Annotated in this window: 17 protein-coding genes; 6 read left to right on the forward strand and 11 right to left on the reverse strand. The window is 45.5% G+C overall.

Annotated features, from left to right (window positions below):
* Positions 1 to 70: 70 nt before the first annotated feature.
* The 5 genes from ACFRAM_RS12595 to ACFRAM_RS12615 form a co-directional block, all read right to left on the reverse strand.
* A complete protein-coding gene (locus ACFRAM_RS12595; RefSeq protein ID WP_379466150.1) occupies positions 71 to 1,039 on the reverse strand; it encodes a phosphotransferase family protein in 969 nt (322 codons plus the stop codon).
* Positions 1,040 to 1,192: 153 nt separating this feature from the next.
* Positions 1,193 to 2,161, reverse strand: coding sequence for a sugar phosphate isomerase/epimerase family protein (locus tag ACFRAM_RS12600; protein ID WP_066370351.1), 969 nt, complete (start codon positions 2,159 to 2,161; stop codon positions 1,193 to 1,195).
* A 30-nt stretch (positions 2,162 to 2,191) separates the two neighbouring features.
* Positions 2,192 to 3,274 carry a Gfo/Idh/MocA family protein gene (locus ACFRAM_RS12605; RefSeq protein ID WP_379466151.1) on the reverse strand — a complete coding sequence of 361 codons (1,083 nt, stop codon included), beginning with the start codon at positions 3,272 to 3,274 and terminating at the stop codon, positions 2,192 to 2,194.
* Between the two features lie 46 nt (positions 3,275 to 3,320).
* Positions 3,321 to 4,418: a Gfo/Idh/MocA family protein gene (locus tag ACFRAM_RS12610; protein WP_066370357.1), complete on the reverse strand. Its 1,098-nt coding sequence runs from the start codon at positions 4,416 to 4,418 to the stop codon at positions 3,321 to 3,323.
* The gene (locus tag ACFRAM_RS12615) at positions 4,411 to 5,178 is read right to left on the reverse strand and encodes a sugar phosphate isomerase/epimerase family protein (RefSeq protein ID WP_066370361.1); all 768 of its coding nucleotides are present in this window, start codon (positions 5,176 to 5,178) and stop codon (positions 4,411 to 4,413) included. The genes ACFRAM_RS12610 and ACFRAM_RS12615 overlap by 8 nt, the downstream gene beginning before the upstream one ends.
* A gap of 315 nt (positions 5,179 to 5,493) precedes the next feature.
* On the opposite strand from ACFRAM_RS12615, the gene ACFRAM_RS12620 reads away from it, so the two are divergent.
* Complete coding sequence (locus ACFRAM_RS12620) at positions 5,494 to 6,312, forward strand: helix-turn-helix domain-containing protein (RefSeq protein WP_066370369.1); 819 nt, start codon at positions 5,494 to 5,496, stop codon at positions 6,310 to 6,312.
* Positions 6,313 to 7,426: 1,114 nt separating this feature from the next.
* Here ACFRAM_RS12620 and ACFRAM_RS12625 read toward each other — a convergent pair.
* The 3 genes from ACFRAM_RS12625 to ACFRAM_RS12635 all read right to left on the reverse strand — a co-directional run bounded on the left by ACFRAM_RS12625 (position 7,427) and on the right by ACFRAM_RS12635 (position 9,563).
* Positions 7,427 to 8,323 carry a DUF6973 domain-containing protein gene (locus ACFRAM_RS12625; RefSeq protein WP_379466152.1) on the reverse strand — a complete coding sequence of 299 codons (897 nt, stop codon included), beginning with the start codon at positions 8,321 to 8,323 and terminating at the stop codon, positions 7,427 to 7,429.
* A 468-nt stretch (positions 8,324 to 8,791) separates the two neighbouring features.
* A complete protein-coding gene (locus ACFRAM_RS12630; RefSeq protein WP_379466153.1) occupies positions 8,792 to 9,004 on the reverse strand; it encodes a hypothetical protein in 213 nt (70 codons plus the stop codon).
* A gap of 115 nt (positions 9,005 to 9,119) precedes the next feature.
* Complete coding sequence (locus ACFRAM_RS12635; protein ID WP_379466154.1) at positions 9,120 to 9,563, reverse strand: hypothetical protein; 444 nt, start codon at positions 9,561 to 9,563, stop codon at positions 9,120 to 9,122.
* 588 nt (positions 9,564 to 10,151) lie between these two features.
* Between ACFRAM_RS12635 and ACFRAM_RS12640 the strand changes: the two genes are divergently transcribed.
* Positions 10,152 to 10,832: a TIGR00266 family protein gene (locus ACFRAM_RS12640; RefSeq protein WP_379466155.1), complete on the forward strand. Its 681-nt coding sequence runs from the start codon at positions 10,152 to 10,154 to the stop codon at positions 10,830 to 10,832.
* A 55-nt stretch (positions 10,833 to 10,887) separates the two neighbouring features.
* On the opposite strand, the gene ACFRAM_RS12645 is transcribed toward ACFRAM_RS12640, so the two are convergent.
* Entirely contained in the window at positions 10,888 to 11,475 is a 588-nt protein-coding gene (locus ACFRAM_RS12645) for a TetR/AcrR family transcriptional regulator (RefSeq protein ID WP_379466156.1), read from the reverse strand.
* Between the two features lie 94 nt (positions 11,476 to 11,569).
* Here ACFRAM_RS12645 and ACFRAM_RS12650 point away from each other — a divergent pair, with 94 nt between their 5' ends.
* On the forward strand, positions 11,570 to 12,124 hold the full coding sequence (locus ACFRAM_RS12650; RefSeq protein WP_379466157.1) for a hypothetical protein: 555 nt from the start codon (positions 11,570 to 11,572) through the stop codon (positions 12,122 to 12,124).
* 618 nt (positions 12,125 to 12,742) lie between these two features.
* On the opposite strand, the gene ACFRAM_RS12655 is transcribed toward ACFRAM_RS12650, so the two are convergent.
* Positions 12,743 to 13,336, reverse strand: a complete 594-nt coding sequence (locus tag ACFRAM_RS12655; protein WP_379466158.1) for a YdeI/OmpD-associated family protein — start codon at positions 13,334 to 13,336, stop codon at positions 12,743 to 12,745.
* A gap of 216 nt (positions 13,337 to 13,552) precedes the next feature.
* Between ACFRAM_RS12655 and ACFRAM_RS12660 the strand changes: the two genes are divergently transcribed.
* Positions 13,553 to 13,972: a GNAT family N-acetyltransferase gene (locus ACFRAM_RS12660; protein WP_379466159.1), complete on the forward strand. Its 420-nt coding sequence runs from the start codon at positions 13,553 to 13,555 to the stop codon at positions 13,970 to 13,972.
* A gap of 106 nt (positions 13,973 to 14,078) precedes the next feature.
* Here the strand turns inward: ACFRAM_RS12660 and ACFRAM_RS12665 are convergent, their stop codons facing one another.
* Positions 14,079 to 14,549, reverse strand: a complete 471-nt coding sequence (locus tag ACFRAM_RS12665) for a Fur family transcriptional regulator (RefSeq protein ID WP_175374628.1) — start codon at positions 14,547 to 14,549, stop codon at positions 14,079 to 14,081.
* Positions 14,550 to 14,833: 284 nt separating this feature from the next.
* Here ACFRAM_RS12665 and ACFRAM_RS12670 point away from each other — a divergent pair, with 284 nt between their 5' ends.
* Positions 14,834 to 15,409, forward strand: a complete 576-nt coding sequence (locus ACFRAM_RS12670) for a hypothetical protein (protein ID WP_379466160.1) — start codon at positions 14,834 to 14,836, stop codon at positions 15,407 to 15,409.
* A gap of 86 nt (positions 15,410 to 15,495) precedes the next feature.
* Positions 15,496 to 16,167: an S-layer homology domain-containing protein gene (locus tag ACFRAM_RS12675; protein ID WP_379466161.1), complete on the forward strand. Its 672-nt coding sequence runs from the start codon at positions 15,496 to 15,498 to the stop codon at positions 16,165 to 16,167.
* Positions 16,168 to 16,198 lie beyond the last annotated feature (31 nt).

The raw sequence follows: 16,198 nt of genomic DNA on the forward strand, positions 1-16,198 counted from the left end.
TCACCTCTGAGGGTTCCGGCTTATCTGGGGTCACCATATACTACTATGCGCCCTAGACCACTGAATCCGCCTAATCTTCACCGCAAAACCTTCCCCAACCCTGAATGAAATTATCATGTGTCCATTTCACATGGCCTTGATCCTCATATTTCCGTGAATAGCATTCGATGACCATAATGAGATCAAAGTAGAGATCATAGAGCTTTTTGCGTGCCCGTTGGTTTGCACTATCCGTTGTCATCCCATACCCTTGATAAAAGGCTGGAGAATTCTCGTGATGTCTGAAGTAGTACTCCATCAGTTCATCCCCCCACAATGCCCGCTCCCAGTCAATGATCGCTGTAATCATCCCGTCTTTTACGAAGACATTGCCGTTCCACAGATCCCAGTGCACGAGCCTGGGCTGAGTTACTTCATCAAGAGCCGGAAGCTGTGTATCTATTCTCTCCCTAATCTCTGCGTAAGCAACCGGTAGCCCCACCCCTATTCGCTCGCCATCTTGCAGTAGATTCTCCATCATCACTCCAAAAGTTGCACGCCATGAGGATGTCAGACTGCTCTTCTCTTGATGAAAATAGCCAAAGTGTTCTCCCTTGACCTCGTTAATGAGTCTGTTATATCGCCCAATCTGTGTTTCTATCGCCTCCCTCTCCTGCGGAGAGAGACCTTCCTTGATCTCATTGTAAGGATGACCCTCAACCTTCTCCATAAAAAAATAAGGATAAGGGATAAGATTCAGACTCAGATCATAGCTGAACACCTCAGGCACCGGCACAAGTCCAGTGGCACGGATCAGCCTGAGGGCTTCAACTTCGGTGCGCATAATATCTTTTTCACAGCTTAAAGTCTCTACTTCTGCCGCAGGCGCAACCTTCAGAATAACGGTTCTGCCGTCGTTTAGTTCCAGATCATATCCTGTATTGAACATACCTGCGGTCAGCTCTGTACACCGGGTGATTACTATCGCCGTACCAAATGCTGACTTGACGAGCAGATCCAGCTGCACATCACTTAATTTAGGCTTGATTACACTCTCCATGAAATAACCACCCTTATTATCGATCATACTGCAGACATCTACGGAAAAATGCTTTCGGCTACAGCAGAAAGCCGCCAGCTACTGGCGGCTTCTTGAAGGAAACTTGCTATCTTTTATATACTACAGCTTTCTATATACTACAGTTATTGGTGATTATACCCACCACATATCAGCCAATGGTTCCTCGATCAGAACTTGACGAAGGTTGTCAACGGCTTTAGAGAAGCCTTCTTCTACCGACATCAGACCGTCTTCGTGTTCAATACTCACGACATAATCGTAACCTACAAGACGCAGCGCGCTGATGATATCTGCCCAAGTCTTCACATCATGACCGAATCCAACGGAACGGAATTGCCAAGCGCGGTCAAGCATATTGGTGTATGGCTGCATGTCGGTTAGTCCGTGCATATTCACATTCACCGGATCAATGACGGTATCCTTGGCGTGGAAGTGATGAATCGCCCCTTGACGTCCAAGAATGTGAATCGCTTGTACAGGGTCGATGCCCTGCCACCACATATGGCTTGGGTCCAGATTGGCTCCGATAACTTCGCCTGCCGCTTCTCTAAGACGAAGCAGCGTAGCCGGAGTATGTACGGAGAATCCGCCGTGCAGCTCCAGACCGATCTTCACATCATGCTGAGCAGCAAAAGCGCCCGTTTCTTTCCAGTAAGGGATTACCTTGTTCTCCCACTGCCAAGTCAGAATCTCCTGATAGTCGTTCGGCCATGGTGCTACCGGCCAGTTCGGATATTTTGCATCCTCATGGTCGCCAGGACAGCCGGAGAAAGTGTTAACCACTGGAACGCCCAGCTTTTGAGCCAGCTTCACAGAGTTCACGAAATCCTCGTGATCCTTACGAGCCAGTTCTTTTTGCGGGTGCAGCGGGTTGCCGTGACAGCTCAGAGCGCTGATCGTCAGTCCGCGTGACTCTACCGCGTGCTTAAATTCTTTTAAAGCTGTCTCGTTCTCAAGCAGCAGTGCCGGATCGCAGTGGCTTTTACCCGGGTTACCCCCGGTACCAATTTCCACAGCCTTCAATCCTTTGGATGCTACGTAATCCAATGCGTCTTCCAGCTTACGGCCGCCGAAAAGAACCATAAATACGCCAAGTTTCATGATATGCCACCTCTCTATTTGGGAGAAATTTTAGTTTAGTACCAAAGATTCATACGTATCAAAATCCGTCACCGCTTGCTTACTCCGGCTGGATTCAAAAATCGCTTCAATCAGCTTCAACACACGCAGCGCTTCCGTATTCTTGACGATTGGCTCTGCAGTTCCTTCAATAACATCTGCAAAGTTATCGTAGAAGCCAGATGACATCTTGTATGGTGCCGGCAATGCTTCGGTTATGGTCGCACCTTCGGAAGGAGGTGCCATCGTCTTGGTCAGACCTACGCCTGCCTTAATAGGCTTAGGTTCAACTTTAACCGAATCATGGTTTCTGGTCACGACTTTTCCAGCCAATGACCAATCCTCGATGATGGCGGTTCCTTCAATTCCTTTAACATACCATCTTGGCAGCTGGATGAAGTTCGTCGTCCCCACTTCTACCGTTGCAGTTACGCCGTTCTCGAAATGCAGGTACGCTTCAAAGCCATCATCCACCTCGTCGCCGAGGATAAAGCTCAAGCGGCTGGATACACTACTGATTTTACTATCGATAAGATAGAGCAGCTGGTCCAGCAAATGCACACCCCAGTCCAGCAGCATTCCACCGCCGTGAGCTTCCAGATGACGCCAGTCGCCCGGAATACCGTTGGCTCCATGAACACGGGATTCGATCTGGAACAGCTCCCCAATTGTGCCCTTGGCATGCATTTCCTTAATAACCAGGAAGTCTTCATCCCAGCGTCTGTTCTGATTCACCATCAGTGTACGTCCGGTTTCCTTGGAAACCGCGATCATTTCCTCAAATTCCTGACTGTTCATCGCCACCGGCTTCTCACAGATGACATGCTTGCCTGCCCGCAATGCAGAGACAGCAATGTCTTTGTGTACGTCGTTAGGTGTAGCAATCAAGATCACCTCAACCGACGGATCGGCCAGTACTTGATCAAAGCTCGAATAAGAGGTATAGCCTGCTTCAACGGAGGCTTTGCGGCGATCTTCCAGCAGATCGAAAGTTCCCGTAACTTCCAGACGGCTGTTGTCCTTGATCAATTTACTGTGATAACTGCCCATGCCCCCGAAGCCAACAATAACCAGAGAATGTTTGTTTGCGCTCATCGTTTCCACCTGCTTTTATTTGAAGTAGTGTTACTATTAATATTTATTAGTTATCGGATGTTCCGTCAAAATATACCGCACGGCCAGTACGGGCCGATTCATAAACAGCCTCCAGAATTTGCGTAACTACAAATGCCTGCTCTGGTTTCACCACTGGCTCTTTATCTTCTCTAATCGCTTCCAGCCACAGACGCGCTTCACGGTCGGATGCATCCTCTTGACCACCACTGTAAAAAGCAACGCCGCCAGAGGATAAGTCTACCTTGGTCTCGTACAGACGTCCGCCACGGTCGCCGTTGATACGCAATCCATTCGTCATATCCGCACCAGCTTCTGTACCGGCCAGCAAAGTCTTAGCCTCTCCGTACTCGGCAACATTCAGTGCCCAGCTGGACTCCAGTACAATGGTTGCACCATTCTCCATCGTAATGAAACCAAAGGCTGAGTCTTCAACCTTGAATTCTTCAGGGTCCCACTCGCCAAAAGCGTTCCCGGCATTCTTACGGTCACCCAGCTTATGGAAGGTCGAGCCAACTACGCTGCGTGGTTTGTAGTTATCCATCATCCATAGCGTAAGGTCAAGGGCATGGGTACCGATGTCAATAAGAGGTCCGCCACCTTGCTTCTCTTCATCAAGGAATACGCCCCATGTTGGAACCGCACGACGACGCAGCGCGATCGCTTTGGCGAAATAAATATCGCCCAGTTCACCGTTCTCACACATCGCCTTCAGATATTCGCTATCAGAGCGGTAACGGTTCTGGTAAGCAATAGACAGCTTCTTGCCTGTACGTTTGGCTGCATCCAGCATTTCCTGCGCTTGGGCAGTAGTCTTGGCCATAGGCTTTTCACACATAACGTGGTTGCCAGCTTCCAGGGCAGCTACCGTAATTTCGGAGTGGCTATCATTTGGTGTACAAACATGAACAACATCGAACCCGCCGTCCTTCAGCATTTCACGGAAATCGGTATAAACAGCAGCACCTTCGGCACCGTACTTGGTAGCAGCTTCCTGAGCACGTTCTTCAATAATATCGCAAAAAGCTACCATTTCAGCGTCAGCCTGACGCGACAAGCTTGGCATATGTTTACCGTTCGAGATGCCTCCGCACCCGATAATTGCAATTTTCAACTTGTTAGACATTTATATTTCCCCCTTGATTTGCGTATGCTTTTACCCAGTTCAAACTGTCAGTTACACTTTCAAACGCTGGACGGCTGCAGTAATCCTGTTCTACAACGGCCCATTCCACACCCGCTTGCTCTGCTGCTTTCAAGATCGCAGTCAGGTTCACTTCGCCCTCGCCCAGTACAACCGTTTCCGGTGAACCGTCTTCGCGTTTCTTCACATCCTTGAGATGGATGATCGGCAGACGACCTGCATATTTGTTAATGTACTCTACCGGATCGTAGCCGGCAAAATGCACCCAACAAGTATCGAGTTCAGCCTGAAGCAGATCAGCCGGAACTTCATCAAATAGATAATCCCAAGCCGTACGGCCTCCCACTTGCTCGGTAAATTCAAAATCATGGTTATGATAAGAAAGAACAGCGCCGTGTTCTTTGCATTGCTCACCGATCACCCGCAGGTTAGCCGCAACATCTTCCCACTTCCGGTCTTCTTCATTAAGGTACGGAACAATGAGGTTCGGATTACCGATATGCAGATTGAAAGCTACTTCCTCTTTAGCATCCTTAATCATGGCATCGTATGGGCGATGTGCCCCTAATGCAACCAGTCCGGTCTCATCCAGCAGTTGCTTCACTTGTTCAGCCGTACGTCCAAAGTAATTGTAAAACTCCACGCCACGGTAGCCCAGGGCTGCCACTTTACGAACGGTACCTTCGAAATCCTGCTCCAGTTCTTCTCTCAGCGTGTACAGCTGAAGACCAATCTTCAACATAGTCTAATCACTCCAATTGGGTTAGGGTTAACTTCTGCTGCAATCTTCATTCAGGATACCAAATTATGGAGAGTATCCGAATTAACGACATGAACAATAGGGTCATGTATAAAATGAGGACATTATTACCATATTTTTGAACTAAAAATACGAAATGCCCTTTTTCAGGCTACAGCGCCCTAATTCAGCCTTCTGTGTTCAATTTCTTTCTCTTGAACCTAGCTACATGGTAATATGAGAGCGTTTATAATAAAATGAATAATATGATTTGAACATGAACAATTTGGTTATCATTTAAAAAACATTGGAGGACTAATGATACAAGCAGCTGACTGTCATGTACTATCCGCGGGATTTTCTTTTCACCGTAAACCATTCCGTATGTCGTTAAGCCAGGGGATTCAGTATTACCTTATTCGTCTTCAGAGCGAAGGCCGGTGCCGTGCTTTGATCGATGGAGTAATCTCTCCGGTGGAGCCGGGCGATATTATGCTGTTCACGCCTACCGCCCCCTACAATCTCATCATCGACGAAGAGGAATTTTCTCCGGGCAAACCGCGTATCGAAAGTGGGGATTATCACATTTATTGCGGAGGGAGTTGGATTGAGGAATGGTGGTACAGCAGAAAACGTCCGGATAAGGTCAGTGTGCCGCTGAGCGACAACTTCCTGGGGTTATTCCGCCAGCTCGTGCTGGAGCAACGCCGCCAATCGGACTTTTCACCGGAAATCTCATCTTGCTATCTGCAAATCGTATGTATGGAAATTGACAGGCTGACAACCGAGCAGCCGGCCGTTAGCCCCAAGGGGTTTCTGGCGTACCGTATGAAGCAATATGTAGAAGAGCATGCCGCCTTGCCGTTCAAACTAGAAGATGTAGCCAGTCATGTCGATATCTCCGTCTCCAGGGCCGTCCACCTGTTCAAGGAAGCCTTCGGGACGAGTATTGTCAAATACCTGAACGACGTCAGACTGGAAATGGCGCGGGAGCGCATTACGTTCAGTCCGATGCCACTGGAGCATGTGGCGGAGACCTGTGGTTTTGCCAACTATACTTATTTTCACCGGATTTTCCGAAGCCGATTCGGGATGTCGCCGAAAGAGTACCGGGCTCACAGCAGATCTCAGATTTAAGCTAGAGCTGCAGCGTCTTGGCAGGTTCGTATGCGGATTTTACTCAACTATAAAGATCATACTTTTCGTGATGTTTTTTAATGTTTTATAACGCCAAAAAAGTTGCTCGTGGATATTAAAACACCAAATGATCTTATGCATGTTACATGGTGTTGGCGAATGAACACCGCCTCGGTTGGCCGACGCCGTTCTTGTTACCTTTGGGTGCACCACGATTAGTAACGTTACCTTTCGAATCATTGGTAACGTTACTCTTCAATGCGGCTGCCCATTTATCTTAGGAATTCCACTTACGGACCTGTGTTACTCCAATCCCAAATACAACCTTTACACTTCTGCGACTGCTAAGGCGGATATTTAAGTGGAGTTCGGACTCTGTTCTTCTTGTTCGCTACAAACATCCTCCTCTCTCGAAAACATCCGTATCCATTGGCTTACTTCACGCTTAGATAATCAGTGTCCGGGCTGTAGTCTTAAGCGCCTTATAGAAATCGCCGATATTCTAGCACATACTGTCATCCAGCAGATAAGTGAGCAGGGCTGTTCCTTCTTGGGGAGTCTATAGGTTTTGCCAAAGATGTTGGTACCTCTTCACAGGTTATTTCGAGATCTTTAAGCTCTGCTGCTATCTCCATGTGGATCACCATTTCTGCATAATAAAAAAGCCGCCCAATAATGAGCGACCTTGGAGTATGTATATAGTTACTTTATGGGGAGCCGGACCAGATCGGTGGCGTCCGCTACGCATCCGCAGCCAATACGCTGCCCACAAAATTTCTAATATCCTCTTTCATTCACTTATTTAGAAAAATTTTATGAATAAAGAGCATTATTTAGTATTGAAATGTACACTACCAGATTCAATACTACTATTGTAAGAGACCATTTAAAACGATTACTACTCTTCTCTAACATAGTTGAGAGTACTACTGTTAATAACAGCAAAATTAACGGATAAATAATTAGGGACGTCAATTTCTCACTATCAGAGAGATCACCAGGATATGAGGAAGATGCATCCGCTCTACTCATTTGAACCCACAACGACGTTAAATATGTGTATAAACCAAGCAAGCAGCCATCAGAAACAATAAAGATTATCTTCTTCATCAATTTATTGCCAATTACTCCATGCACGCTCCCTATCACCACTTCCTACACCTGTATCATACCATTCAATATCAACCCAATAAGCGTCATTAAATGCCGTCATATAATCATCCTTAGCATAAGAGCGTAAAGAATATCTCCGTCCTGCTGAATTATTGTTTATATCCATAATTGACGAATTATCAAAAGTGGAGTTAAATGTACTGTACGATGCTCTAGTAGAATAAATTATATCATTTATCAATCCAGCACCATACATTGATTGTTCAGTCAATGATAAACCGGGCATCGCGGCATAAGCTCTTTTTGCTGCTACAAGTGCCGCTTCATGAGTATCTGCTATACTTCTCGCGGAAGCAACCCCAATTCTTTGTCCCATCAAAAAATTCCACGAAAAATGTCTCAATGCATCCGCTGGGTTATCCCAAACTGTACCACCCCATCCATTAGCTAAAGCGTATGCTTCTCCAGCCTTACGAGCTGGTGTTGTTGCATTTGCCCCCTCTAAAACATGTAAAGTAGAGAGACCTGAAAGATTTACGTTGTATACAAGTTCAATCCCTTTCGACAAATTGCTTTCATCATACCCCTTGGCTTGAATTAGAGTCCCATTATCGCTAATTGAATCCATAATACCAAGCAACTTATTAAGATGTACCGACATCTGATCAATTTCCTCTGGCTTTAATTCAGAGTAATTCTTCAGTACTATATCACTATATAAAGCTTTATACTCTTCCATAGCTTTCAATGCATTTGAGTTTATAGCTTCACTTCTAAAGTCAAAATTAGAGTTCATAGCATGATTAGGAGAACTTTCTTGATAAACAGTATCAGTCACGTTATTAATATTTTCTTCTTTAGCTGATACAATAATAGGAACACTGATAACATTAGCCACAATAAGAGTCACAGCAACAAGTTTTTTCAGATCTACAGCCCCTCTTCTTTTAATGTTTTTAAAATAACATATAATTACTTTTTTTAAGAATAGTTACTTATATCTACAATAATTTCACTATTGTGTAAATAGATGTATCAATAACTGATCTTTAATAATTTATTAAATCTAAGTTGTTGGCTTTTTCCAGCTTATAATTCCGTCATATTGTGTAAGAAAACTCCTGATAACTGAATACAAAAAAAAAGCTAGAGTAGGTCCGCCCCGGTTAATGCTGCATTACTGCAGCCGTGCGTTACTGTGTTAGTTCAGACTATGAAAGCAATTTCAACCAGAGCATCAAAACACACTTTGGAAAGATACTAAATGACCTATAATTGCAAGGAATGTGATTTTTCCGTGATCTTTTTATGGGATCAAACACTTAAAACCCTTGTAGAACACTGGTTCTATAAGGGTTCTTAAATTTCATGCATATATACCCAACAAAAAAGGAGCGCCATCATGGAAGATCCGCTCCTTGTGTTTTATTTTGTTCAATTGCTGACGTTTGGTCGGGGTCACCCGTTCGTGCTGTGAAATGGCGCTGTAATCTTCATTGGTTCTGCGTTGGTTGACATTGGTCCAGATTCCCGAGCGCTCTGCTTTCAATAATGCTTTTTTTGTTTTTGTGCGTGCCATGCGGCGCCACTCTCCTGTTCAATATAATCATGTGATTTCCTGTACTCCTTAAGTTTAACACACTGTTAGGGAATACACAGCAGGCTAGCGGATTACAAACATGGTAATAAATAGTTTAAAAAGTTGTATACTTAACCTCACCGGACTCAAGTTTCCGGATGGACAGCAGATTGCACAGCAGAACTACCGGATCATCAACAAATTTCTGTACGGTGTAGGTGATGACCACAGCATCTCCGGACTCAAGCAAGCTAATCTTCGGCTCCAGACCTTGCTTGAACTGCAAAGCTATCGGCTCGCCGTATACCGAAACTTCAACCGTATGACCGTCTGCCTGCCCTTCATAGATGGCATGTACAGTCTTTTTAATCAAAGGCGTCCGCTCACGCGCAGCGCTCTTCTCCTGGCTGTTTACTAATGCGCTACCCTGAACCGGATGAGCATAGACGGATTGACCTAACAAGGTCACAAGCAGGGTAAACAGGATCAACGGGAAAGCCACAATATGTTTTGAACTGCGCTTGCTTCCGGCAAACTTCTTAATATTCTTTGGATTCATAGCTGCACCTCTTCTGTATGGCGTATTGTAAGCTTGGATGAACAGGAATTTCAGTGCACTGTATCTTTCATATAACCGTAATAGCCATTTTTCAAACGAAGGGACAAGCTTTCTCGTGACTGCGGCTTAGTATATTATAGTATTTAGAATTGGCTTTTATACCAAATTGAGGAGAGAATTACTATAAAAAATACAGACCCTCCTAGAATCATAACTCTATGCGGTTCCACCAAATTCAAACGTCAATTTGAAGAAGCAAATGCAGCGCTTACCTTGAAAGGCTATATTGTGCTTAGTGTTGGATTTTTCGAGCAAAGTGAAGGAATCACGCTTACAGACGAACAAATAAAGTTATTCGAAAATCTTCATTTTCAAAAAATAGACATGTCTTACGGTATTCTTGTTATAAATCATGGGGGTTATATTGGTTTAAGCACGCAGAAAGAAATAGAATACGCCATACGGCATGGCAAGAACGTTGAGTATTGGGAGCCTTTGTCGTAGGCGGCCATAAGTGCCAGCAGGATTTCCGGTATACTTAGAACAAATGGCAGGCAGCAATTAATCCATAGAATCGGAGGAACAAAGATGAAATACGAGGTTGTGCATGAAGGTGCATTCGCTATGCTGAAGGTGGAGCTGGACCCGGGTGAAAGTGTCAAGGCTGAGATGGGTGCGATGGTGGCGATGTCTCCAAACGTGGAGCTGCGGGGGACCGTGGACGGCGGGCTTATGAAAGGGCTGGGGCGAATGCTGAGCGGAGAAAAGTTCTTCTTTCAGGAGCTGACGGCCACACGGGGACACAGTGAAGTGCTGCTCTCGCCAAGGTCTATCGGGAATGTGCAGGCCTTTGAACTGGATGGCTCGTACCGGCTGCTCGTACAAAAGGACGGATTCCTGGCCGGGACACAAGGTATTCAAGTCAGCACCAAAATGCAAAATCTGACCCGGGGCCTCTTTTCCGGTGAAGGGTTTTTTATTGTTGAAATCAGCGGCAGGGGCACCGTCTTCCTCTCTTCCTTCGGCGCCATTCATCCCATCCATCTGGGACCTGGCGAAGAAATGATCATAGACAACGGGCACCTGGTCGCCTGGCCGGATTATATGGATTATAAAATTGAAAAAGCCGCGTCCGGCTGGCTGAGCAGCATCACTAGTGGGGAGGCCTTCGTCTGCCGCTTCCGCGGGGAAGGCGTGATTTTCGTACAGAGCCGGAATCCCGGCAGCTTTGGAAACTGGATCAAATCTTTTGTACCTACCCGGGGTTAATGTTCTGAATATAAAGCAACACAAAAAGCTGTCATGAAATCATGGCAGCTTTTTCTTAAACCAGCAGGGTGTCTAGATGATACGTAACCAGCCGCATCATCTCCTCCGGGGTCAATTCTTCCGGATGAAGAATATGGTGGACTACTAAGCCATCCACCATAGCATGGAGTCGTTTGCTCTCCAGCTCCAAGTCTACTCCCTTCTTCAGCAGGTTATGCTCGGAGAGATAATGAACCAGTCCCCGAAAACACTCATATAACTCGTTGTGTACCTTCAATTTCAATTCCCGGGCAGATGCCGCTACAGACCCGCCTACAAAAGCCAGCCAGACCTCTGCTTCCGCACGTCGCTCCTCATCCAGTGGCAACAGTTCACCAATCAACAGCTCTGCGTTACACCGGGGATCACCTGAAAAAGTCATACTCCGAATACGCTCACCTGCCCGCTCCGACACCAGCCTCATGGAAAAGGCCAACAGTTCGTCCTGGGTGACAAAATAATGCCGCAAAGACCCCAGCGACATTCCAGATTCTTTGGCAACATTCCGCACAGACACGGCTTCTAGACCTTCCCGGCGTATAATCCGCCAGGCAGCTTCTGCAAGCAGCCTCCGACGTTCATCATGATTCACTATTTTGGGCATGACCCGATTATAACACAGTTGTATTAAATAACAAAAACATGGTAAACTCTACTCACAATTTAGTACATTTGTATTATAAAAGGAGGAGTAGGGCATGATCACTGCTTTTATCATCGGCTGCGAGATCGCATTTTGGGTATTTGTGCTGGCCGGTTTAGTCTTCCGTTATGTGTTGAAGCAGAAAAAAATAGGTGCTGCGCTCCTTATTTGTACTCCCATCGTGGATCTGGCGTTGATCCTGGCTACGATTCTTGACCTGCGGTCCGGGTCCACTGCCACCTTCGCACATAGTCTCGCCGCTGTGTATATCGGGACTTCCATCGCCTTCGGGCATGCAATGATCGCCTGGGCGGACAGCCGATTCGCCCACCGCTTTGCGGGCGGGCCGAAGCCCATAGCAAAACCGAAACACGGAGCCGCGCATGCCCGCAATGAACGCAAAGGCTGGTTCAAGCACCTGCTCGCCTTCGTAATTGGCTGTGCAGCGCTATATCTCATGATTCTCTTCGTGGGCGATCCAGTCCGAACCGAAAGTCTGTCAGACACAATCCGCTTCTGGGCGATGGTGCTGATGATCGATTTTGCCATCAGTTTCAGCTATACACTCTGGCCAAAGCAGGCCAAAGGCAACGTGGATAAGAACTTCTAGTGGATAGATTAAACAAAAAAGAGGAGCGTACCATGGAGTTTTATAACTTTAATAAAGAATCGGGTAAAAAGATCACGAAGTTCGATTCTGACTTTGTAATGTCTCGTATTATTCAGACAGACTTTAAGAAATAGACCAATGAACCCCTATAACCGGAGTCATTGGTCTAAAAATAAAATCAGCCTAACCTATTTTACAGACGAACCATCCTACGCAGCAGCGCTTGACCGAAGCCGGTTCGCAGCCGCGTCCCCATGTTCCCCCCTGGAGTAACATGAGGATTCTCTGGCTCTGTACCGGTCTGCTCCCGCCTTGCGAATACGGAAATAAGAGCATTTTTGTACCTTAATTTGGCTGAGAGTAGGCTAAGAAGGAAATTAAGGACTTTTTTGTATGTTAATTCTTCCGCGAAAGCTGCTTTTGGGGTGAAATCAGGAAAATAAGGTACAATTCTGCACTTAATTTGCTTTTTCAGAGTAAAACGATGAATTTAAGGTACAAAAATGACGTTATTTTCAATATTGACCAGGATCAACATCCTTGTCCGATCTGCTTCTAAAGATCAACTCCCCAGTTTACTCTGTATCCCAGCGTAACCTATTTTACCGGCGCACCTTCCTAGTCATTCAATCCCTTACCATCAAGAATGTGCTGCATATATTTTTCAACCCGAGCCGTTCGGGTCTTCGCTTGTTTAGCTTCAGAGAAATGAAGAATGTATGCTCTTTGCCGTCCAGGCGTCAATGCTTCAAAAGCATCCTTTAAGCCAGGGATTTCATCGAATTTATTTTGCAACTCTTCAGGAATAGTGTATTCCGTGTTCTTTTTCAACTCCACTTCCAGACCAGACTTTTCAACTTCAATGGCTTCATTGATATAGGCTTTCAAGATCGCTTCCAGTTCAACTATTTCTTGAATATTGGTAAAACGAATCTGGCGCGCCGCTTGTACATTCTCTGTTTGTTGGATTAGAATGCCATTAGCATCCTTTAACAAAGCTCCTTTGTGAAAGAGCAGTGCACAGTAATCTTTGAATCCATGTATTAAAACTATGTTTTTATTCTCATGCGTATAACATGGATGCATCCACTTATATTCTTCGGTCAATCCGCAGTCAAGAACGATATTTCTCAGCGTCTCATATTCTTCTTTCCACTTCTTAGCCTTACCTAAAAATTCATCTACCTTAGGATTCGTACTACTAGTTGTCATCAAGTAACACCCTTTATCATCATAATATTGTGTTTACAAAATAAGAATTTAAACCAAATCGCTGCTTGTCTCCAAAATCCATTTGCCTAGTTTGTCCCTTCAAGTATATTTTAATTATAGTTATTTTCTTCACTCTATCTACCTTGTATGACGGATAAAATATAGTTGAACAGCTCCAGAAACACCTTAAAACAACTAAACAGGAGTGACAGCTAAATGAATCTTCATATTCACAGTGAAACGAATAGAGAGCACCAGTCTTATATTGAGAATAAAATGTTCGAATTCAATATGTTACATTTTCCCGATGACTTAAAAGGCAGATATCAAGTGGTCAATTTATTTCTAAAGGATGAAGATAATCAAATCTGTGGGGGACTGGTTGGGGAAATCTGCTGGAATTGGCTAGAAATCGAATATCTTTTTGTTAACGAGGAGCTTAGAAAATCGGGTTATGGCAAGAAACTAATGTTAGAAGCTGAAAGAATCGCCAAAGAGAATAACTGCGAGTTCCTAAAATTAGATACCTTGAGCTTTCAAGCCTTAGATTTTTACAAAAAACTAGGATTTGAAGTATTCGGCACCCTTGAAAATGCAGGCAGACACACCCATTATTATCTCAAAAAGGACATTTAGGTCTATTTTTTTATCCACATAAAAAAGCGGGGTCGCCCCCGCTCCTGACTTATCAAGCCAGTTGTTGTCTGGACTCACCCAGGCTGGACTGGCTTTAAATTTGACCTTAAACCGCCTTCTTCTCTTTGTCCCGCTTGCAGCCCGTATGCTTGCAGGTCCCATACGTACCCTTGAAATCCAGACGATGATCGGTAACGGTGAAGCCGTATTCACGCTCCAGCCTCTTCTCCAGATCCAAGAGCCAATCGTCCTTGATCTCTTCGAGCCTTCCGCAGACATGACAGATCATATGATGGTGCATATGGGCATGCGTGTCATCACGCAAATCGTAACGGGCCACGCCGTCACCGAAGTTCATTTTCTCAACGATATGCAGCTCCGACAACAGTTCCAGCGTACGATATACCGTTGCCAGCCCCAAATGCGGATAGCTGTTCTTGACCAGCATGTACACTTCCTCCACACTGAGATGTTCCTTCTCGTTATCCAGCAAGACCTGAACTATGGCTTCGCGTTGACGCGTTAATTTATACTTGTGTGCTGCAAACTGCTGGCTAATATTTTCAATTGGATTCATAAGTCTCCCGCCTTTCCGAAACGAATCAGCACCTGTACTTTCTCACGACGATACTGTTCCAAACAATCAACCCTTAAATAGTAATCATTACGATATGAGCATAACAAATTTACCATCACTTGAAAAGAGTCTAAATCTATTATAACACCCTTGTCCAGTGTTCCAAAACGTCATCCAGTTCAAAAATAATTTTCCGCATATGGAGCAAGCGCCCAATCAGATATAAGCCCAGCCCCCATACTTTATATAGACGGGTGTAATCTATATGAAGGAGGATGGTGAAGATGTCGCAATTGGTACGAAAGAAATCCCGGCCTCATGTCACCGCTTTTGTTTTGCGCAAAACTGCCAGAGCCATGCTGCCGTTCTATACAAAAATCGCCAAGGACGAAAAGTTCGCCCGCCAGTGGTCAAAAGCGGTGGTTACAGCGAATCTCAACCTTATGGGCGAGCTCTTGGCAAGAATTCCTTCACTGGTCGGAAATCAGAATTATGGAACGAATGCCATCGGCTACTTTATTTCTTTTCCCTTCACGCCGCCTGTCGGCTACTATACGAATGGAACTACGATCCCACCGGGTCTGGTCCAATTTACTTTTAATACTAAAGCCCACCGTTTCATTGCCCGTGCCTTACTGCCATTCTATCGAAAGCTGGCCACGAGCTGCCGTTATGCCAAGGCTTTGGCTTACGCAATCCGCCGTAAAGATCAGAGAACGGTGAAGTGTTTGGTTCGAAAGTTCGTGACAAGTGCTGCCCTGAGCTCTGTAATCATCGAAGACAGCGGTATAGCCCTCTTATTCAAGACGCCATTTAGTAAGTATCCTTACCGCAATCTGCTTTTTCGTGAATCCTATTAGATGATCTGCAACCTTTCCAATCATTGCCTCGTCAAAGGGAACAAGCAATGGCCAAGCGGCCAATCCAATGACAAGGTGGAATGAACATGAATTTGAAAAAAAGCGCATTTGCTGCGATGGCTACAGTAACTCTTCTCTCCTTCTCCCTCGGGAGTCAAGTTTTTGCCGCAGAGACTAGCTTCAAGGATCTAGATTCCGTAGCGGGCAAAGAAAAGATTATTTCCCTTAAAGATCAGGGCCTGATCAAGGGAATTACAGAGACCTCCTTCCTGCCTGCTTCGAAAGTGACGGTAGCCCAAGGCGTACAATTCATTGCTGGAGGACTTCAGCTCAGCCTGGCCGCGATTGATTTCAATATTGCCCCTACAGCCAGCGGCCTGTTCACCAACGTGAAAGACAATGCCTGGTACGCAGAAGCATTCATTAATGCGCACTACAATCGGGTGGACATACCGAAAGATGTGAAGCCTTCCCAAATTTTGACCAGAGAGCAATTCACCAGCATGCTGGTTCAGGGTGTGGAAGCCATCGGCAATCTGCCAATGATCAATATCAAGCCTGCCGACATCGCGGATGACAGCCAGCTTGACCCTTCCTACCAAGGTGCCGTTCAACGCTCGCTTGTCTACAAGATCAACACACTGGACAGCAACGGTAAGTTCAATCCAAAAGCTGAAATCACCCGTGCTGAAGCCGCCATCATGGTCTACAACGCAGTCGACTTCCTGAAGTCCCGCGAAGCCGCTGCTGCTGAATAATCAGCTCAATATTCGCAGTATTTCCCTTTCT

It is taken from the genome of Paenibacillus sp. NPDC056722 (assembly GCF_042790635.1).
GTDB classification, from domain to species: domain Bacteria; phylum Bacillota; class Bacilli; order Paenibacillales; family Paenibacillaceae; genus Paenibacillus_AQ; species Paenibacillus_AQ agri.